Here is a 20,118-nt window from a genome sequence, read left to right on the forward strand (position 1 = left end):
TTTGATTCTATAGGTTACGATTCCACATAATTACTGCATCTTCATTATTGTCTTCATAATAATGAGGTCTAATGCTTACCTTTTCAAAGCCGTGTTTTTCATATAAATTTATAGCTTGAAAATTTGAACTTCTAACTTCTAAGGTTATTGCTGTAACCTTTTGCTTTCTGCAAATTCTGAACAAGGCTTCTACAATTAGATCTCCACCACCATGGCCGCGGGCATTAGGATGAATTGCAACATTGGTAATGTGGGCTTCATCTATAATTATCCACATACCACCATAACCTACTATAGAATCGCCCTTCTTGAGTACTACATATTTAGCAAATTTATTATCTAACTCACTTTGGAGAGATTCTAAACTCCAGGAAATAGGGAAGCTTAGTTCACTAATATTGAGGATAGATTTAATAGATGAACTATCCATTGGGGAAATTTTAAAATCACTATTCATTTTTAATCAGCCCCATTTTTTCTTCATACTCCCGCTCTGCTTGGGGTTTTCGAAGGTAAATAGGTACTGATGCATATAAATCATCGAAAGTTCCCTTAGATAATAGCTTAAGACCTAATTCTCCTAGGGATGAGGCCTTAGCTAAATTTAAATGCGCTGGCGCGAAGCTTATATTAGGCAAATGTGCTATAAGTTTTTCTTTAAATTTTGGAACTCCATCTCCTACAAAAGTAATATTGCAATTTTTCTCTTTAAGCATAGTTATTAATTCATCTATTGAAATATTTATATAGTCAGTGATGCGGTTAAGCTCACAATTATTAAAAGTATATAAGGCTGTATAAACATTATCCCTTAGTGCATCTAGTATAGGACAGACAATGCCATCCGTATATGCTAAGTTATAAGCTAAAGAATCTAAGGTAGAAACAGTTACAAAGGGCTTCCTGGTACCCTGACTAAGCCCCTTAATGGTAGCAAGCCCTATTCTAAGACCTGTAAAAGAACCAGGCCCCTTTGAGGCCACAAACGCATCTATATCACCTATGCACATTCCAGTATTATTAAATAATTCATCGATTATAGGCATAAGTATTAGAGAATGTTGTTTTTTATAGTTAAAAGTTATCTCAGAAAGCACATTGTCATCCTCAAGGATGGCGCAAGTTGCTGCAGCGGTTGCAGAATCTATGCTTAAAATCCTCATATTTTCATCTCCTTTATATAATCATATCTTTTATCCGAGTATTTCATATTAATCTTTCTATAGTTATCTCCAGATTCGGGAAGCTTTTCTATGATAATGGTTAAATTATTTGATGGAATCAATTCCTCAATATAATTAGCCCATTCAATAATACTAACTGCATCACTAAATATATATTCATCAAAGCCTATGGCTTCTATTTCGTCTGGATCATTTACCCTGTATACATCAAAATGGTATAATTTTAAACGACCTGTATATTCATTTACAATTGTAAAAGTAGGGCTTGTTACATGATCTTCAATACCTAAGCCTTTGGCAATTCCCTTTGCTAAATGAGTTTTTCCAGTGCCTAGGTCACCAATTAAGCAGATTATATCACCTGAATTTACAAGTTCACCTATTCGTTTCCCTATTTTATAAGTTTCTTCTACTGTAGTTACTACAAATTCCATAAGTTTCACCTCACTAGATATTTTATCCTAAAAAATAAAAAAAGAAAAGGTAATATCGGATATTGACCATAATATGTAGATTTATTTTTACTGATTATATTTGTAAAATAAAAAACAATTGTTTATACTTAAATTACAAAATACTGTATAATAGCTTATATAACTTATTAAGGAGGGGAAAATAATGTTTGTTAATAATTTGATGCTATTAAAAGAAAAACTAATTACGGTAACACCAAAGGTTACAATAGGTAAAGCTTTAGAAATTATGGATGAAAATAATTTTTTATCAATTCCTGTGGCGGAGGGTAATAAATTCATTGGATCAATTTCAAAAGAAAGAATATATACTTATTATTATGAAAATTGTCTTGATAAGAAATGCTTGTTATCTGATTTCGTAGTTGAAAACGTTATGAGGACTGATGTACCTCTTATTAATCCAATGCAGCAAGCAGAAGAAGCAGCACATTTTTTAGAGACAAGAAGTGTTTCATTTGTTGCTGTAGTAGATAACAATGGTGAGTTTAAGGGCATAGTTACACATCATGCTATATTTCATCAATTTACTGAGCTATTTGGGCTTAATAAAGGAAAACGCTTAGCTGTTATAGCCTATGATATTCAAGGCCAGCTTTCTAAGCTTTCAAAAATAATAACTGAAAACAAAGGGGATATAATTAGCTTTGTAGTTATTGATCCGAAAAGTCTTACTGAGGTTAAAGAAATGGTTATAAGACTCGAGACTGAAAATTTCGATGAGATCGTTTCAAAAGTTAAGGCGGCAGGTTTTAAAGTGGAATAATTCGTCGATAATAAAATAACATTTAAGAAGCACAGAGCGTTTATGAGATATTTCGCCTGTGTTTCTTAATAAGTTAAATCGCCATCTGCGAAGCTGTTCATCTTCTTTAAAGCTGCAATACTAACGACTTCAGAAGGTGATTCAAACTCCCACTTATAGAAGTAGGAGGATTCCTTCTCAAATGTCGTTAAAATATAAAACACTTGCATTTATTAAAAATACATGATACAATTTGAATGTATTTTAGGGGTATAGCTCAGTTGGTAGAGTAGTGGTCTCCAAAACCATTGGTTGTAGGTTCGAGCCCTACTACCCCTGCCATTTTTAAAATTTTATACGTGATAAAGGGGTATGGCTCAATTGGTAGAGTAGTGGTCTCCAAAACCATTGGTTGTAGGTTCGAGTCCTACTACCCCTGCCAAATAAAACCTGTGAATTTATTTTCACGGGTTTTTGCGTTTATTTATAATAAATTAACAAATTTTAATATTAGGAATCTCAAAATAGACTAGCATATTGACTAGTTGCTTTTTCAGATGCCTTGAAATAGGAGGGTATGTAATGCAGCAATATGACATAGTAGTAATCGGAGGAGGTCCGGCAGGCCTTGCAGCTGCTATTTCAGCTAAGGAACAATATGAAGGTAAAATTTTGATTTTAGAAAGGGAAAATCAATTAGGAGGAACAATAAATCAGTGTATCCATGATGGGTTTGGTCTGAATACTTTTAGCGAAAACTTGACTGGACCAGAATTTGTACAGAAATTTATAGATAAAGTTAATAAGCTAGGTATTTCATATAAATTAGATACTATGGTTTTAAATTTAAGTGATTCTAAAGAAATTAATGCAGTGAATGCTTATGACGGAATCTTTAAAATAAGGGCTAAAGCTATAATAATTGCCACCGGGTGTAGAGAGAGACCAAGAGGGTCTTCTAATCTAGCCGGTAGCACCTGTGCTGGTATATACACCGTAGGCTCCGCGCAAAAATTTGTAAATATAGAAGGATTTATGCCAGGAAAACAAATAATCATACTAGGTACAGGAGATATTGCATTAATAATGGCAAGTAGACTCGCCATCGAGGGAGCTAATGTTAAAGCTGTAGTTGAAAGTAAAGATTTTATTGATGCAGTTGATAAAAAACTAGGGGATTCCCTTAATGATTTTAATATACAATTAAGAACAAAGCAAAAGATCACTGCCATTAAAGGTGAAGGTAGAATCGAAGGCGTTACTTTAGCAAAGCTAGATAATAATAATGAAGTTATTAGTGGTAGCGAAGAATACATTTCTTGTGATGCATTACTTTTATCTGTAAAATTATATCCAGACAATGAACTCGCAAAGCAAGCAAAAATTGAAATTGATTTATCCACGGGACAAATTTTATTAAATGAAAAATTACAAACTAATATAGCGGGTATTTTTGCTTGTGGAAATGTAGCTATGGGGTACGACTTTTCTGAAAGTGTGATAAAGCAAAGCCAAAACATAGGTATAGCTACTACGAAATACTTAAAGAATTATAAGGGTTAGGGGCATTAGCTGTTAGTTTATTCTAACAGTTTTTTTATTAACAGTAATTTTAAAAGTTGGGATAAAAAAATTATATGTAAGTAATAAATAGTATTGACATATTTTAATGTTAAGAATATAATAAAATAAAGAAAAGTAATTCATACTAAAATACTAGGAAATACTGAGAAAAAGGAAAGTAGTATAAGAAGAATATACAGAGAGAGAGTCTAAAGCTGAGAAGATTCTTATGGGAAGCTTATATGAAGTGCCCTTTGGAGTTGTGCACCGAATTAAGTAGGCTGCATCGGGATTCCCCCGTTACAGGGATAGAGCATAGCGCTGTGCTTGAAAAAGTGGCTTTATAATCACTATAGTGATTATAACTTAGAGTGGGACCACGAAGCAAAACTTCGTCTCTATATTTAGAGGGAGTTTTTTTGTATTTAAAAACTTTTTGAAAAATACACTGATAAATATATAACAACTGCTTTTTATTTTAGGAAATTGTGTAAATTTAGAAATATAGATGGCTTTTAAAAAAAATAATTATTTTAAATTTGGAGGGATATTATTATGATGTATAACAATGTTTTAGATATGATAGGAGCAACACCGCTTTTAAAATTAAATAAATTAGTCAAGGGTGATATGGCTGATATTTATGTGAAACTAGAAAAATTTAATCCAGCTGGAAGCATAAAAGATAGAGCGGCTCTTGGGATGATAGAAAAAGCTGAAAAATTAGGGCTATTAAAAGAAGGATTTACCATAGTTGAACCATCTAGTGGAAATATGGGAATAGCCTTGGCCATGATTGGAAGAATTAAAGGGTATGAGGTAATTATTGTTATGCCAGATAGCATGAGCGTTGAGAGACGGAACTTAATTAAGGCATATGGAGCACAGCTTGTGCTTACTGATGGTATCAAGGGGATGAAGGGTGCTATAAATAAGGCTAAGGAAGTAGCTGAGGGAAAACCTAATTTCTTTATACCACAGCAATTTACTAATTTGGCAAATCCAGAAAAACATTATGCTACAACCGCAGAAGAAATAGTGGAAGACATTGAAGATATAGATATTTTTGTAGCAGGTGTAGGCACTGGAGGAACAATTACTGGAGTAGGAAGAAGATTAAAAGAAATAAAGCAAGGTATTAAAGTTGTTGCGGTTGAACCAGAAAAATCTCCTGTATTATCAGGGGGAGAACCTGGACCACATAAAATACAAGGAATAGGAGCAGGTTTCACACCAGATATTTATGATACTAATGTTGTTGATGAAATAATAAAAATATCTGATGAAGAGTCTTTTGAAATAGCAAAACTAATGGCCAGTGAAGAAGGCATATTAGTAGGGATTTCAACAGGGGCTAATATTGCAGCAGCTATAAAAATTGCCAAAAAAATAGGCAAGGGTAAAAAAATTGTTACAGTTGCACCTGATGGAGGAGAAAAATATATCTCAATGGGTATTTATGACTAAATTTACAATGAAGTTTTGTAGGGGTGAAGGATTATATGCTTAAAATGCTAAAATATGAAATTGAAAATGTATTAGGTAAAGATCCAGCAGCTAAGAATTGGGTGGAAGTAATATTTTTATATCCTTCTACTCATGCTATAATATTATATAGAATAGCTCATTTTCTATATAGTCATAAAATCTATTTTATATCTAGAGCAATATCTCAGATAGCAAGGTTTTTTACTGGAATAGAAATCCATCCAGGAGCCCAAATAGGTAAAGGATTATTTATAGATCATGGAATGGGAGTAGTAATAGGAGAAACCACAGAAATTGGAGACAATGTAACCTTGTACCAAGGAGTTACACTTGGTGGAACAGGTAAGGATAAAGGTAAAAGGCATCCTACTTTAGGGAATGATGTTGTAGTTGGTGCTGGTGCAAAGATTTTGGGGCCAATTAAAATAGGATCTGGTAGTAAGATTGGTGCAAATGCTGTAGTACTAAAAGATGTAGTAGCTAAAGCAACTGCTGTGGGTATTCCCGCTAGAGTGATTTTTGGGAAAACTATTCCTATAATAGAGATTAAGGATTATTTAGGGGAAACTAGAAGGATATATAATGATATGATAATATAAAAAGGACTGACAATATGAACATTAAGGAAGAAATAATAGAGTTTTGTATAAATAATGGAATAGACACAATAGGATTTAGCGAATGTAGGATTTTTCATGAGCTAAATCCTTATTTTGAGAAGAGAAAAAAGCTTGGACTAGAAAATGAATTTGAGGAGAATAGCATAGATAAGAGAATAAATCCATTTTTATATATGCCAGAAGGAAAAACAATAATCACCATTGCATTCCCCTATCTATATAGTTTAGATTTTAATAAAAAAACGCACTTTTCTAAATACACGCTTGGAATGGATTATCATGCGGTTACAACTGGATATATGGAGAAAATCTGTAAATTCATTCAGGGTATGGGTGGAAAAACTATGCCTTTTGTGGATAGCAATTCGCTTCCAGAGAGATACATTGCCTCCAATAGTGGAGTAGGATTTATAGGAAAAAATAATACTCTGATAACAGAAAAATACGGATCATATGTTTTTTTAGGAGAAATTATTACAGACTTAATAATCCTACCTGATAAACCAATTGATCAAAAATGTGGTAATTGTGAGATGTGTTTAGAAGCATGTCCTACAAATTCTATAGTGAAGGGGCAAGTAGGAATAAATAATGATGCAAATATATGTCTTTCCTACATAACACAGAAAAAACATATAGAGGATTCTTGGTTTGAAAAATTAAATGGTAGAATATTTGGTTGTGATACCTGCCAGAGGGCTTGCCCATACAACAGAGAGATACAGCTTAGTACTATCAGTGAATTTATACCTTATGATTATATGAAAAACGTGGATGTGCAAGCCTTAATGAATATGGATAATGACTTATTTAAAGATAAGTATAAAATAGCTTCTTGTGGGTGGAGAGGCAAAAATATACTTAAAAGAAATGCGATTATTAATGCGCTTTTAATTGAGAAAATTAATATTTTAGCTGTAGAGAAGGATACATCGCCTTATATAAGAGATTATTATTATAGACTTTTAAAGTTTTTCAATTTATAATAATTTTATAAATACTTTTTTATGAAAGGTGGAATTCTGATGATTTCTCCAATAGTTTTAAGAATAATAGATGTTTTGCCAGATAAAGTTGTAACCTTTATAGCAAAAAAAATGTTGGACACGTATATCAACAAATATGCAAATATAAAAACTCACGGAATGGAGAAAATTGTGGATGCAAAATCTCCAATAATTTTTATATGTAATCATCTAAGTAATGCTGATGGTATAATTATGAATAGGCTATTAAAGGATAATAATGTAACCTTTGTCGCTGGCATAAAGCTAACTGATAATAAGCTTACTAAACTGGGGTTTCATGTGGCTAAGACTATAAATATAAAACCTAATTCTGCAGATAAGGAAGCTATATCTAAAATCGTTAATACGCTAAAACAAGGGAATAATATTATGATTTTTCCAGAAGGAACCAGGAGTAGAAATGGAAAAATGGCAGAAGCTAAGAAGGGTCTTTTATTAATGGCTAAATTATCAAAGGCAACAATTGTTCCCATGGGAATATGGGGAACAGAAAAATTATTACCTATTAATGAAACAAATATGGCCTCAGAAAAATTTAATTATGCAGATGTAAATATTAATATTGGTGAACCTATTATGCTTCCAAATAAAAAGGTCGAGGAGGATAAAAATCAGTATCATGATAGAGCCATGCGTGAAATAATGGGGAGTATAGCAGTGTTGCTTCCAGAGCAATATAGAGGAGTATATTCTGATTCAAATTAGGTAATAATTAATAAGGAGCTTTCAAACAAGAAATTCTGTTTGAAAATTAAAATCTTGTTTTTTATATCGGCCTTATATAAGCGAGATGAATAGTGCTATAATTATAAGTAATGATGAAAAAAAATCATAAACATGAAAAAAATAAAAGAAATATTGCTTTTAAGGTAAGAATGGTATAATTTGATTTGGCATTTCAAGATAAAAGATATATAATAGACTTGTGATTAAATATGAAATTCTTATATAATTTTATAAGAATATACAAAATAAAAGTTTGGAGGCATGTTATCATGGGAAGTAAAGTATTAGGAAAATTTTTAAAAGAGAATTTAGATGATTTAAAAAGTAAAGGTTTGTATAATGTAATTAATATATTAAAGAGTTCAAATGGGCCGGTTATTACAATCGGGGATAGAGAATTAATTAACTTATCTTCAAATAACTACTTAGGTCTCGCTACGAATCCTAGAATGATTGAAGCTACTATTGATGCAACTAAGAAATATGGTTCAGGAGCAGGTGCCGTTAGAACTATAAATGGTACTTTAGAAATTCATACTAAATTGGAACAAAAACTTGCTGAATTTAAACATACAGAGGCAGCTATTGCTTTCCAATCAGGATTCAATTGTAATATGGGAGCAATTTCAGCAGTAATGAATAAAAAAGATGCTATTCTTTCAGATTCCTTAAATCATGCATCAATAATAGATGGGTGTAGATTATCTGGAGCCAAAATCATAAGAGTAGAACATTCAGATATGGTAGATTTAAGAAATAAGGCAAAAGAGGCAGTAGAGTCAGGATTATATGAGAAAATTATGGTTATTACTGACGGTGTATTCTCTATGGATGGGGATGTTGCAAAACTTCCTGAGATTGTAAAAATAGCAGAAGAATTTGACTTAATAACATACGTAGATGATGCTCATGGTTCAGGAGTAATGGGAAAAGGTACCGGTACTGTACATCATTTTGGTTTGTCAGATAAGATAGACTTTCAAATTGGTACATTATCAAAGGCTATTGGCGTTGTAGGTGGATATGTAGCTGGAACAAGGGACTTAATTGATTGGCTTATGGTTCGTGCTAGACCATTCCTATTCTCTACATCATTAACTCCAGGAGCAGCAGGTGCTGCAATTGAAGCTATTAACATTCTTACAGAAAGCACAGAGTTACATGATAAACTTTGGGAGAATGCAAATTATTTAAAGAAGGGCTTAAAAGACCTTGGATTTGATATTGGAAATAGTGAAACTCCAATTACTCCATGTATAATAGGAGATGAACTTAAAACTCAGGAATTCAGTAAGAAACTATTTGAAGAGGGCGTTTACGCAAAATCAATAGTTTTCCCAACTGTTAGAAAAGGAACTGGAAGAGTAAGAAATATGCCTACAGCAGCACATACAAAAGAGATGTTAGATAATGCATTAGCTATATATGAAAAAGTCGGTAAGGAAATGAAGATAATAAAATAAATAATAATCAGGTATAACGCCTAATAAATAGGCGCTATGCCTATGAAATTAAACGTTTACAACATTATGCGTTATTTAGCTAAATATGGAGGGAATATAATGAAAAAGATATTAGTAACAGGAGCCTTAGGACAAATAGGTTCAGAACTCGTAATGAAAATGAGAGAAGTTTATGGTAGTAATAATGTAATAGCTACAGATTTAAGAAAGCTAGAGGGCAGCCCAGTAGTTACGACCGGTCCTTTTGAAATATTGGATGTAACTGATCATAAAGCTATGCTTGAACTTGCTAAAAAATATGAAATAGATACATTAGTTCATTTAGCAGCTTTATTATCAGCAACGGCTGAAGCAAAACCACTGCTGGCTTGGAATTTAAATATGGGTGGACTTGTAAATGCACTAGAAGTTGCTAGAGAATTGAATCTCAAGTTCTTTACACCAAGTTCTATAGGTGCCTTTGGCCCATCTACTCCTAAAGATAATACTCCTCAAGATACAATTCAAAGACCAACAACTATGTATGGTGTAAACAAAGTTGCAGGAGAATTATTATGTGATTATTACTATAAGAAATTTGGAGTTGATACAAGAGGAGTACGTTTCCCAGGACTAATTTCTTATGAAGTTCTTCCTGGAGGAGGAACAACTGACTATGCTGTTGATATATATTATGAAGCATTAAAATCAGGTAAATATACTTCATTTATTGATAAAGGAACAAAAATGGATATGATGTATATGCCAGATGCAATAAATGCAATAATTAAAATAATGGAAGCTGATGGGTCAAAATTGATTCACAGAAATGCATTTAATATTACAGCTATGAGTTTTGAGCCAGAAGAAATAGCTAATGAAATTAAAAAACATATCCCAGGTTTTATTATGGATTATAATGTAGATCCAATAAGACAGGGAATCGCTAATTCATGGCCAAATTCAATTGATCCGACTTGTGCTAAAAATGAGTGGGGATTTGCTGCTGAATATGATTTAGCAAAAATGACTACTGATATGCTCCAAAAATTAAGTGCTAAAGGAATTGGCGCAAAGTAATAGTTAAAATTTATACGTTGTTTTCCTCATTTATGGGGTAGGCAGCGTATTTTTACTAATTAATGTAAAATTAAATTATATTATAATTAAATTATTTTGGCATAGAGTGTGATAAAATAATCTTAAGCAATTAATTTGCTAGTAAAAAGTAGGTGATTTATATGAACAAAAAAACAATTAAAGCAGTGCTTGAAATTCTTAATGAAACATATGCAGGAGCAAAGTGTGGCCTTGATTTCACCAATCATTATGAACTTTTAGTTTCAACTATACTATCAGCACAATGTACTGATGAGCGAGTAAATATTGTTACAAAAGAGCTGTATAAGGAATATAATACACCCTCAACTATGATTACTTTATCACAAGAGGAACTAGGACAAAAAATTAAAAGCTGTGGGTTTTATAATAATAAGAGCAAAAATATCTTAGGTGCTACTAAACTTATATTAGAAAAATATAAGGGCGAAGTACCAAGTACTATGGAAGAATTAATAGAGCTTAATGGTGTAGGTAGAAAAACCGCTAATGTGGTATTATCTAATGCTTTTGGTATTCCAGCTATTGCTGTTGATACCCACGTTTTTAGAGTTTCTAAAAGAATTGGTCTTGCCTCAGGGAAAAATGTAGAAGAGGTAGAACAGCAGCTTATGAAAAATATTCCTAGAAAAATGTGGAGTGATGCTCATCATTATATTATATGGCATGGTCGAAAAATATGTAAAGCTAGAAAGCCTAATTGTGAGGTGTGCCCTATAGCACCCTATTGTGAATTCTTAAATGGAAAGTAGGAATTTACATACTTATTTATAAAAATATAAATATTAAAATAGTGATTGCAGCACCTCAAGTGATGAGTTTTAGACAACACAGAAAAACAAGGAGGCTTACAAATGTCAATACAAGAGGAATCATTAAAAATGCATAGTGAAAATAGAGGAGTACTAGAGATAGTAGGAAAAATAAAACTTGAAAATAAACATGATCTAGCTATAGCTTATACCCCAGGGGTAGCGCAGCCTTGTTTAGAAATCGCAAAAGATAAAAATAAAGTTTATGATTATACTATAAAAGGAAATACTGTGGCTATAGTTACTAACGGTACAGCGGTTCTTGGACTTGGTAATATTGGACCAGAGGCAGGACTTCCTGTAATGGAAGGTAAAGCGTTATTATTCAAAAAATTTGGGGGCATAGATGCTTTTCCTATATGTTTGGATACTGAAGACCCTGAAGAAATTATAAAAACTGTTAAGTTAATTTCTCCTGTATTTGGGGGGATAAATCTTGAAGATATAAAAGCGCCAGAGTGTTTTTATATCGAAGAAAGATTAAAAGAGGAATTGGACATACCTGTATTTCATGATGATCAACACGGCACTGCAATAGTTGTTTTAGCAGGGCTTTATAATGCTTTAAAACTTGTTAACAAAAAACTAGAAAGTGTAAATATAGTAATTAATGGAGCAGGATCCGCGGGAATTGCAGTATGCAAGTTGTTATTAAGTGCTGGATTTGTGAATATATTACTCTGCGATAAACATGGGGCGGTAGTGGAAGGTGATGTTATTTTAAATCCAGCACAGGCTGAGATTGCTAAAAGAACAAACAGGAATCTTGAAAGAGGAACTTTAAAACAAGTACTTGTAGGTAAAGATGTTTTTATAGGAGTATCTGCACCAGGAGTCTTGACTGGTGAAATGGTTTCAACGATGAATAGTGATAGTATAGTCTTCGCCATGGCCAATCCAACCCCAGAGATTATGCCTGGCCTTGCTAAAGAAGCTGGTGCCATTGTAGTGGCTACAGGAAGATCAGACTTTCCTAATCAAATAAATAATGTTTTGGTTTTTCCAGGAATATTCAAAGGGGCACTAGCTGTTAGATCAAAGGAAATTAATGATGAAATGAAACTTGGAGCAGCTAGGGGAATTGCTAATTTAATTAGTGATGAGGAATTATCCGCAGATTATATAATCCCAGATGCTTTTGATATTAGGGTTTGTGAATCAGTAGCAAACGAAGTTATGAGGGTAGCAAAGAAAATGGGAATAAATAGAGTCTAACGACATTTCAGCTTCGAAGAAGATAAGCAGCTGCGCAGCTGATGATTTAACTAAGAAATGAGTGTTGAAAGTAGAGTCCCCTTAATGTTTTTTAACATTAAGGGGACTTTAACTTCACAGGGTTTATAAAATTATATCTAAAAGTTCTTGTTCAATAATGGAATTATATTTTCCTAGCCTATAATCATTAACCAAAATTTTCTTTTCTTCAATTTTCAATGGAATCATTTTTTCAAATAGTTCTTTTGGAAACTCTACATAAGCGCCCTTTGGATTCATTTCACTATCAAAAGTTATAATAGTTGGAATCCGAGTAGCTCCGGTGTATTCTTCTAAAAAGTTTTCGTAACCACTTTTAGGAAAACAATATACGTTTATCTTTTTATTTTCCTGCGCCATTCTTTTAATGAAGGGTAGTGTAACAATGCAATCAGGGCAGTATCCTTCAGAAAAAACTGCTACATTAACAATGGAGGTTAAATCCCGCAGAGATTCTTTAGTGCCTGAAGACAAAGTAGTAGAATTATAGGTTATAAGTTGTATGTCACCATAATCTAGTTTGGATTTTTCTAAATACTCCTCAAAAGTTATACCATTTGATAAGTTTATCATAATTAACATCCCTACTTTCAGTGAAATTATTGATTCTAATTCTATAATTTAATAATAAGGCACATGAAAACAAATAACAAGTCAAATACACTTCTACTGACTTCTTATTTGTTTCATGTGCCTATATATTATGAAGCTACTTAATGTACATTATGTACTTAAACATAAGTACATAAAGACAAAGACTGCCGAGCATTATAAAAATATGAAATATTTCGTGAAATCCAAAAAGCTTAAGATTTATTTTGGGCCATTTAGTAGCATATATAACACCACCTATAGTATAAAAGAGACCACCAGCCAGTAGCCATATAAAGCCACCTAAGGAGATAGCTTTTATTATAGGTACAATAGCAAAAATGGAAATCCAACCCATTAGAATGTAAAATCCAGTGGATAACCACCTAGGGGCGTCAAACCAAGCAATCTTAAGTATAATTCCTATAAGTGCCAGAAGCCAAATAGCTAAGAAAAGTGTGGTTCCCATGGTGCCTTTCAAAGCAATTAAACATATAGGAGTATATGTTCCTGCAATTAGAACGTATATCATAGAATGGTCTACTCTTCTAAGTACTTTTATAACCTTTTTTGAAGATGTGGATTTATGATAGATTGAACTTGCGCAGTAAAGTAATATAGAGCTTACTCCAAACACTGAAAGGACAATAGTATTATATGCGTTTGTTGTGTTTAAAGAATATTTAATTAATAGTATTAATGCTATTACGGATAAAAAGGCACCAACTAAATGTGTAATGCTGCTTACTGGTTCTCTAAATTTTGATAACAAAGGGATCACTCCTTCTAATTTATAATTTTTTACTTATAGGTAATAATATAAAAGACAAAGACAAAGCTCTTTGTGGTAATTACTTATTAAAAATAGGGTATCCAGTTATGAAAAACCTATACATAGTTTTTATAACTACGTTTGACATATATTAATACTACAATATAAAACAATAAATATCAATAATGAAATTATCCATATTTATACTGAATTTGGGCAATGATTTAAATTATTATTAAATTGCAACCTGTAGCTCATGAATGCTACAAATACAATAAAAGAATATGAGTAGTTAATAAAAACTACTAATAATAGATTAAGTTTAATTGTAGATTACTAGTAATTAATGCTATATAATAAAGGTGAGGTGAAGCAAATGGATTATAACAAGGAAAGTTTAGATAAATTAGTAGAAGAGATTATAGGAACAAAAGATATTACGTTAATGGAAATACCTTGCGTAGATTTATATATGGATCAAGTTACAACTTTCTTTAATGAAAAGCTTGGAAGTCTTAAAAGAAATGACGAAGATAAAATTCTTACAAAAACTATGATTAATAACTATACTAAAGGTAAAGTATTGATGCCAGCAAAAAATAAGAAATATACTAATGATCATATGATACTGTTGATGCTTATCTATGATTTAAAGCAGACTATATCAATTAGTGATATTAATACAATATTTGATTCTATTATTGATATAAAAGCGCCAAAGGGTACGAGTACTTCATTAGAAAATTTATATAACAATTTTTTAGACATCAAAGAAGTTCAAAATCAAAATTTTGTAAGTGATATAGGTAAAGATACTGAATTTATAAAAGGTAGAATTAAAGAAATGGGAAAAAAAGATGGAGAGTTAATAGAATTAATATTAATGGTATTGCTACTTATTAATAAAGCTAATATGCAAAAGAGAATGGCAGAAAAATTAATTGATAATTTTTTGAATAAAAAATAATAAAATTTTTATTATATAGTTTATGAAATGTCTTATTATCAATGTTTAAGATTTCAACTTATTGTAGTATAATGTAAACGGTACACAATAAAGAAATTTAAATAGATAGATAAAAAATAAGGAGATGAGCATATGTCAAAAGTTGTAGAAAAATTTTTAAAATATGTAAGCTATGATACTAAATCTGATGAGGAATCAACTACTGTTCCAAGTACAACAGGTCAAATGATACTTGGCGAGGAATTGGTTAAAGATTTAAAGGAAATGGGTATACAAGATGCAAGTATAGATGAAAATGGATATATAATGGCAACGATTCCGTCTAATGTAGAAAAAGATATACCAACAATAGGATTTATAGCCCATATGGATACTTCACCAGATATGTCTGGAAATAACGTTAATCCTAAATTTGCTTACAACTATGATGGAAAAGACATAGTATTAAATGAGGAAAACAAAATAATACTATCCCCAAAGGATTTTCCAGAGCTCAAGAATTACATAGGGAAAACTCTTATAACTACAGATGGAACTACCTTACTCGGAGCTGATGATAAAGCAGGAATTTCTGAAATAATGGCGACTGTAGAGTATATAATGGAAAATCCTAAGTTTCTACATGGAAAGATTCGTATTGGATTCACACCTGATGAAGAAGTAGGCCGGGGGGCAGATATTTTTGATGTTAAAAAATTTGCAGCAGATTTTGCATACACTATAGATGGAGGAACTATTGGGGAGTTAGAGTATGAAAATTTTAATGCTGCATCAGCAAAAATTTCTATTCATGGAAGAAATGTTCATCCAGGATCAGCAAAAGGAAAAATGATTCACTCTACACTTATAGCAAATGAATTGGTGAATTCACTACCACCAAATGAGACACCAGCTACTACAGAAGGCTATGAAGGGTTTTATCATTTAATTTCCCTTAATGGAGAGGTTGAAGAAACAAAACTTCAATATATTATAAGAGATTTTAATAGTGAAAGTTATGAAAATAGAAAAACATTTATCAAAAATATAGTAGATACACTAAACGAAAAATATGGTAACGGCACTGTTGAAATAGAAATTAAGGATCAATATTTTAATATGAAAGAAAAAATAGAGCCAGTTAAACATATTGTAGATACAGCCTTTTTAGCTATGAAACAAGTAGGAGTAAATCCTATAATGGTACCTATTAGAGGTGGTACAGATGGTGCAAGGCTTTCCTTTATGGGGCTTCCTACACCAAATATATTCACAGGGGGACATAATTTCCATGGTAAATATGAATTCATACCTACATTTGCGATGGAAAAAGCTGTTGATGTAATACTTAAAATAGTTGAGTTATATGCTAGTAAATAATACAAAAGTGCCCTCACAAGAATATAGGTAATATTAAGATCAATAATTCGATGGTAAATTGAGTTTGAATAGTGAAATCCTTATAATTTTATATAAGGATTTCATTATTTTTTTTATAAATATGAATAGTTGTCTATACTAATTAAAGTATAAATAATAGTGGAGTGTTTAAAAAAATATAATATTTATTAAAAGTTTGTTAATAAGTTTGACACTAAACTGTAACATAGAAGTCTTAATATATGCTTAAAGGTAAAATAAAAACAGAAATTGAAAAAGGTATATAAATATCCTATTTAATATAACTTACAAGTATATAAACTATAATAACTTTCACATGCTTACAGAAACCAAATTTAATAAGGAGGGAAATAATATGAACGAAAATAATAATAATGATAAAAATGAAACAAATGAAAACAATGAAAATATGAATAATGAAGTAATAAATGAAAATGAAGTAATAAATGAAAATGAAGTAATAAATGAAAATGAAGTAATAAATGAAAATGAAATTGCTAGTGAGAATATAAATGGCTCACAGGAGAATATCAATGACGCGCAGGAAAATATAAATTACACTGAATTAAATGATAAAAAGGTTAAAAAAGATGGAGGTGGCATGAGAAAAAGAATAGTTTCATATATACTAGTAGGTGTAATATGTTCTACACTTGGTGGTGTAGGTGCTGCTGTTGTTACAATGAATATGATGAAAAATACAAGTAGTAGTACTGTTACTAGTGCACCAAAAGCGACTACTACAAAGAGTGCTAGCGATACAAAAGCAAAGCTCATAACTTCTAATAGTACAGAAAATTTAACTGTACCTGAAATTGTAAAAAAGGTAAGTCCAGCAGTAGTTGCAATTTCTACTAGTAATGCTACATCAAATAGCACTGGTAGAGGTCAGTCAGCTCCGCAAGAAGGTGTAGGTACTGGGATTATATTTAATCAAGATGGATACATTCTAACAAATTATCATGTTATTAGCGGAGCACGAACAATTAAAGTTTTGCTTAGCGATGGAAAAGAAGTTTCTGCAAAAGTGGTTAATTATGATGCTGCGTCGGATGTAGCTGTAATTAAATTAGCAGACAATACTAAAGTGCCAGGTGTGGCTGAATTTGGAGATTCTGATATGCTTCAAGTGGGAGAAGCGGTAGTAGCAATTGGAAATCCTCTTGGAAAAGAATTCCTTGCATCAGTTACTACAGGAGTTGTTAGTGCAGTTAATAGACAAGTAAGTATTGAAAATAAAGATCTTAAATTTATTCAAACAGATGCAGCCATTAATCCAGGGAATAGTGGTGGACCACTTGTGAATACAAAGGGTCAAGTTATAGGGATAAATACTGCTAAAATAAGTGTTGAGGGTGTAGAAGGACTGGGCTTTGCAATACCAATTAATACAGTAAACCCTAAAATGGATGCTTTACTTAAACCAGTTCTCAGTATAGGAATTTCTTGTAAAGACGTAACTGCAGATATTTCAAAGGATTACAATATTCCGGTAGGAGTATATGTTTCACAAATTACAGAGTTTAGTGCGGCAGAAAAGGCAGGTATAGTACCTGGGGATATTATTGTACAGTTTGATGGACAAACAATTAAAACTGTGGATGAACTAAATAAGATTAAAGGTACACATAAAGCCGGTGATGTAGTTAAAGTAGAATTAGTTAGAAATGGCAAGACGATGAAACTGAATCTAACACTCTCTGTTTAAATCAAAGCCACTTGGCGCACTATGCGCCAAGTGGCTTTAATGTTATTTTATAGGGTTACCCTTTGTTCTTTAATAAGACCTTTTCTATAGGCTGTAAGAAGTAGCTCTAAATCTTTAATTTGATCTTTAATTTCAAAGCCAACATCTGTATCGGTTACGCGTATACGATTTGTAGATTTTTCTAAAACTATAGTAGACGAAAGAATATCAACACCTTCATCAATAGCTTTTTGAGTAGATTCAAAGGGTGCATGGGACGCTAAAAGCAATCCATAGGAATTATAAATAAGCGTATATCCTGCTATGCCTGTTTCTGGTTGGTAGGCCTTAGAAAAACCACCATCAATAACTAAGAGTTTACCATTAGCTTTTATAGGGCTCTCACCTTGTTTAGTCTTTACTGGAACGTGGCCATTTATAATGTGTGAATCATTGGGGTTTAATCCAAATTCATACAATATATTATTACATATTGTTTCATCATCTCTATAGCTATAATAAGGATTCTTAATTTCTTTATGAGTACTTTTGTCATTTATAAAATATCTCTCAAAGGTAGTCATTTTATCTTTTCCAAATAGTGGAGAATTAGATCCACACCACAAATACCATATGGAATCCAGAGCGTAGAGCTTAGATTCTGAATTGGCTTTTCCAAAGTAGGCTTCTCTCGCTATTCTTTCAGTTCTATCTATATATGATTTTCCACTATAAGTAACATTATCTATTTTCATTTTCTTAAAACTTCCATCTTGGTTTAATGCGATACATCCGTGATAAAGCAAATTGGAGTTGTACTTTAAGTACATACTACCTTTAGAATATAGAAAACGTACATGTTTTTGAAGCTTTTCGCTATTTGAGAAAGAAGATTTAAGTTTGTCTACAAGTTCACTTTCCTCCTGAGTTAATTTATATGGGTCAGTAGGGTCTATAGTTGGAAAATTAGTATCATTTAGTGTATATTCTTTTTCATCAATACTTATGGTACCCTTTTCATAATCTATTTTATGGAGAAGTAATCTGTTTTGCATTTCATAATTAGGACATCTTTTTATTATGGCGCCTTCAAGTTTAAATTGAATTATAGAAATGGCTTTATGCATTTGGGACATTAAATTAAGGTCGTTTTCTCTATAATTATTTTCAAGTAAAACTTTGGGTTTAAAGGATCTGCAAGGGTCATCTTTATAAAAATCTAAAGCGAAGGTTGCAAGGGGCAATAAGTTTATACCATAACCCTCCTCCACAGTATCTAAATTTGCATACCTGGTTGAAATACGAAGAACGTTAGCAATGCAACTTTCAGAGCCAGCAGCTGCTCCCATCCAAAGTATATCGTGGTTACCCCACTGTATATCAATAGAATGGTAGTGCATAAGAGTATCTAAGATTATGTGTGCTCCAGGTCCTCTATCATAAATATCCCCTAAAATATGAAGTCTATCTATAGTAAGCCTTTGAATTAGGTTTGAAATAGCAACTATAAATTCTTTAGCTCTGCCAATTTTAATTATGGTTTGAATAATTCCATTGTAATACTCCTGTTTATTAAAAGTGTTCTGCTGCTCGTGAAGTAATTCCTCAATAATGTATGCAAAATCTGGAGGTAGTGCTTTTCTAACTTTAGATCTAGTATATTTAGAGGATATGGTTCTACAAATTTTAATAAGCTTATGAAGGGTAATTTTGTACCAATCGTCTATATCAGATTCTTCTCTAAGTGCTAGGTCTAACTTTTGTTCCGGATAATATATAATGGTTGCTAGTTCTTTTTTTTCAATTTCTCTAAGTGAATTACCAAAAATATCGTTAATCTTTCGTTTGATTACTCCAGAGGCATTCCTAAGAACATGAGTAAAAGATTCATATTCACCATGAATATCTGTAAGAAAATGCTCAGTGCCCTTAGGTAAATTTAAAATAGCTTGTAAATTTATGATTTCCGTACAAGCATCTGGAATTGTAGGATACTTGCTAGCCAATAACTCTAGATATCTCAAATCTTCTTCTATAGTATCAATGGGCGTCTCACAAGAAAATATCATCCTTGACTCTCCTTTACAATTGCAATAATTTTATTTGTGTAGCTTATTTAATATAAAGGCTACACTTAATATTATAATACATTATTATAGAATAGTGTAATATGTAAACGAAATATTTTTTATTTCAATATGGATTATTGACAAAAACACTACAAAAGTATAGTCTTTAGATAATTATTTAAAAAGGAAGTAAATATA

Annotated in this window: 19 protein-coding genes, 2 tRNA genes and 1 other annotated feature; of the genes, 15 read left to right on the plus strand and 6 right to left on the minus strand. The window is 31.8% G+C overall.

Going from position 1 to position 20,118, the window contains the following annotated elements; translation table 11 throughout:
- Nucleotides 1–7: 7 nt before the first annotated feature.
- Genes rimI through tsaE form a run of 3 tightly spaced genes read right to left on the minus strand, consistent with a single transcriptional unit; the run spans nucleotide 8 to nucleotide 1,618 of the window.
- Nucleotides 8–457, minus strand: a complete 450-nt coding sequence (gene rimI, locus G9F72_RS01885) for a ribosomal protein S18-alanine N-acetyltransferase (RefSeq protein WP_164956873.1) — start codon at nucleotides 455–457, stop codon at nucleotides 8–10.
- The gene (gene tsaB / locus G9F72_RS01890) at nucleotides 450–1,163 is read right to left on the minus strand and encodes a tRNA (adenosine(37)-N6)-threonylcarbamoyltransferase complex dimerization subunit type 1 TsaB (protein ID WP_164956872.1); all 714 of its coding nucleotides are present in this window, start codon (nucleotides 1,161–1,163) and stop codon (nucleotides 450–452) included. The genes rimI and tsaB overlap by 8 nt, the downstream gene beginning before the upstream one ends.
- Complete coding sequence (gene tsaE, locus G9F72_RS01895) at nucleotides 1,160–1,618, minus strand: tRNA (adenosine(37)-N6)-threonylcarbamoyltransferase complex ATPase subunit type 1 TsaE (protein ID WP_164956871.1); 459 nt, start codon at nucleotides 1,616–1,618, stop codon at nucleotides 1,160–1,162. The genes tsaB and tsaE overlap by 4 nt, the downstream gene beginning before the upstream one ends.
- A 184-nt stretch (nucleotides 1,619–1,802) precedes the next feature.
- Between tsaE and G9F72_RS01900 the strand changes: the two genes are divergently transcribed.
- The 12 genes from G9F72_RS01900 to G9F72_RS01955 all read left to right on the plus strand — a co-directional run bounded on the left by G9F72_RS01900 (nucleotide 1,803) and on the right by G9F72_RS01955 (nucleotide 12,415).
- Nucleotides 1,803–2,423 (plus strand): CBS domain-containing protein, encoded by a 621-nt coding sequence (locus G9F72_RS01900; protein WP_164956870.1) that lies wholly within the window; start codon nucleotides 1,803–1,805, stop codon nucleotides 2,421–2,423.
- Between the two features lie 245 nt (nucleotides 2,424–2,668).
- A tRNA-Trp gene (locus G9F72_RS01905) sits at nucleotides 2,669–2,744 on the plus strand.
- A 24-nt stretch (nucleotides 2,745–2,768) separates the two neighbouring features.
- Nucleotides 2,769–2,844 (plus strand) — tRNA-Trp (locus tag G9F72_RS01910).
- 140 nt (nucleotides 2,845–2,984) lie between these two features.
- Nucleotides 2,985–3,965: an NAD(P)/FAD-dependent oxidoreductase gene (locus G9F72_RS01915; RefSeq protein WP_164956869.1), complete on the plus strand. Its 981-nt coding sequence runs from the start codon at nucleotides 2,985–2,987 to the stop codon at nucleotides 3,963–3,965.
- Nucleotides 3,966–4,121: 156 nt separating this feature from the next.
- Nucleotides 4,122–4,368 (plus strand) — a binding site (T-box leader).
- A 152-nt stretch (nucleotides 4,369–4,520) separates the two neighbouring features.
- Complete coding sequence (gene cysK / locus G9F72_RS01920) at nucleotides 4,521–5,432, plus strand: cysteine synthase A (protein ID WP_164956868.1); 912 nt, start codon at nucleotides 4,521–4,523, stop codon at nucleotides 5,430–5,432.
- Between the two features lie 35 nt (nucleotides 5,433–5,467).
- Nucleotides 5,468–6,052: a serine O-acetyltransferase EpsC gene (gene epsC, locus G9F72_RS01925; protein ID WP_164956867.1), complete on the plus strand. Its 585-nt coding sequence runs from the start codon at nucleotides 5,468–5,470 to the stop codon at nucleotides 6,050–6,052.
- Between the two features lie 14 nt (nucleotides 6,053–6,066).
- A complete protein-coding gene (gene queG, locus G9F72_RS01930) occupies nucleotides 6,067–7,059 on the plus strand; it encodes a tRNA epoxyqueuosine(34) reductase QueG (RefSeq protein WP_164956866.1) in 993 nt (330 codons plus the stop codon).
- Between the two features lie 39 nt (nucleotides 7,060–7,098).
- Nucleotides 7,099–7,806: a lysophospholipid acyltransferase family protein gene (locus tag G9F72_RS01935; RefSeq protein WP_164956865.1), complete on the plus strand. Its 708-nt coding sequence runs from the start codon at nucleotides 7,099–7,101 to the stop codon at nucleotides 7,804–7,806.
- Between the two features lie 290 nt (nucleotides 7,807–8,096).
- A complete protein-coding gene (locus G9F72_RS01940) occupies nucleotides 8,097–9,290 on the plus strand; it encodes a glycine C-acetyltransferase (protein ID WP_164956864.1) in 1,194 nt (397 codons plus the stop codon).
- Nucleotides 9,291–9,389: 99 nt separating this feature from the next.
- Complete coding sequence (locus G9F72_RS01945) at nucleotides 9,390–10,349, plus strand: L-threonine 3-dehydrogenase (RefSeq protein WP_164956863.1); 960 nt, start codon at nucleotides 9,390–9,392, stop codon at nucleotides 10,347–10,349.
- A gap of 161 nt (nucleotides 10,350–10,510) precedes the next feature.
- Complete coding sequence (nth, locus tag G9F72_RS01950) at nucleotides 10,511–11,140, plus strand: endonuclease III (RefSeq protein WP_164956862.1); 630 nt, start codon at nucleotides 10,511–10,513, stop codon at nucleotides 11,138–11,140.
- Between the two features lie 102 nt (nucleotides 11,141–11,242).
- Nucleotides 11,243–12,415 carry an NADP-dependent malic enzyme gene (locus tag G9F72_RS01955; RefSeq protein ID WP_164956861.1) on the plus strand — a complete coding sequence of 391 codons (1,173 nt, stop codon included), beginning with the start codon at nucleotides 11,243–11,245 and terminating at the stop codon, nucleotides 12,413–12,415.
- Nucleotides 12,416–12,538: 123 nt separating this feature from the next.
- Here G9F72_RS01955 and G9F72_RS01960 read toward each other — a convergent pair whose 3' ends face one another.
- Both G9F72_RS01960 and trhA read right to left on the minus strand, forming a co-directional pair.
- Nucleotides 12,539–13,027: a thioredoxin family protein gene (locus G9F72_RS01960; protein WP_164956860.1), complete on the minus strand. Its 489-nt coding sequence runs from the start codon at nucleotides 13,025–13,027 to the stop codon at nucleotides 12,539–12,541.
- 136 nt (nucleotides 13,028–13,163) lie between these two features.
- Nucleotides 13,164–13,817 carry a PAQR family membrane homeostasis protein TrhA gene (gene trhA, locus G9F72_RS01965; protein ID WP_164956859.1) on the minus strand — a complete coding sequence of 218 codons (654 nt, stop codon included), beginning with the start codon at nucleotides 13,815–13,817 and terminating at the stop codon, nucleotides 13,164–13,166.
- Between the two features lie 376 nt (nucleotides 13,818–14,193).
- Here trhA and G9F72_RS01970 point away from each other — a divergent pair, with 376 nt between their 5' ends.
- The 3 genes from G9F72_RS01970 to G9F72_RS01980 all read left to right on the plus strand — a co-directional run bounded on the left by G9F72_RS01970 (nucleotide 14,194) and on the right by G9F72_RS01980 (nucleotide 17,872).
- The gene (locus G9F72_RS01970; protein WP_164956858.1) at nucleotides 14,194–14,784 is read left to right on the plus strand and encodes a DUF1836 domain-containing protein; all 591 of its coding nucleotides are present in this window, start codon (nucleotides 14,194–14,196) and stop codon (nucleotides 14,782–14,784) included.
- 132 nt (nucleotides 14,785–14,916) lie between these two features.
- On the plus strand, nucleotides 14,917–16,143 hold the full coding sequence (gene pepT / locus G9F72_RS01975; protein WP_164956857.1) for a peptidase T: 1,227 nt from the start codon (nucleotides 14,917–14,919) through the stop codon (nucleotides 16,141–16,143).
- A 376-nt stretch (nucleotides 16,144–16,519) separates the two neighbouring features.
- Nucleotides 16,520–17,872 carry a S1C family serine protease gene (locus G9F72_RS01980; protein ID WP_224675920.1) on the plus strand — a complete coding sequence of 451 codons (1,353 nt, stop codon included), beginning with the start codon at nucleotides 16,520–16,522 and terminating at the stop codon, nucleotides 17,870–17,872.
- A gap of 47 nt (nucleotides 17,873–17,919) precedes the next feature.
- On the opposite strand, the gene G9F72_RS01985 is transcribed toward G9F72_RS01980, so the two are convergent.
- Complete coding sequence (locus tag G9F72_RS01985) at nucleotides 17,920–19,920, minus strand: fructose-1,6-bisphosphatase (protein WP_164956856.1); 2,001 nt, start codon at nucleotides 19,918–19,920, stop codon at nucleotides 17,920–17,922.
- Between the last annotated feature and the right edge of the window lie 198 nt (nucleotides 19,921–20,118).

The organism is Clostridium estertheticum (assembly GCF_011065935.2).
Classification (GTDB): Bacteria; Bacillota; Clostridia; order Clostridiales; family Clostridiaceae; genus Clostridium_AD; species Clostridium_AD estertheticum_A.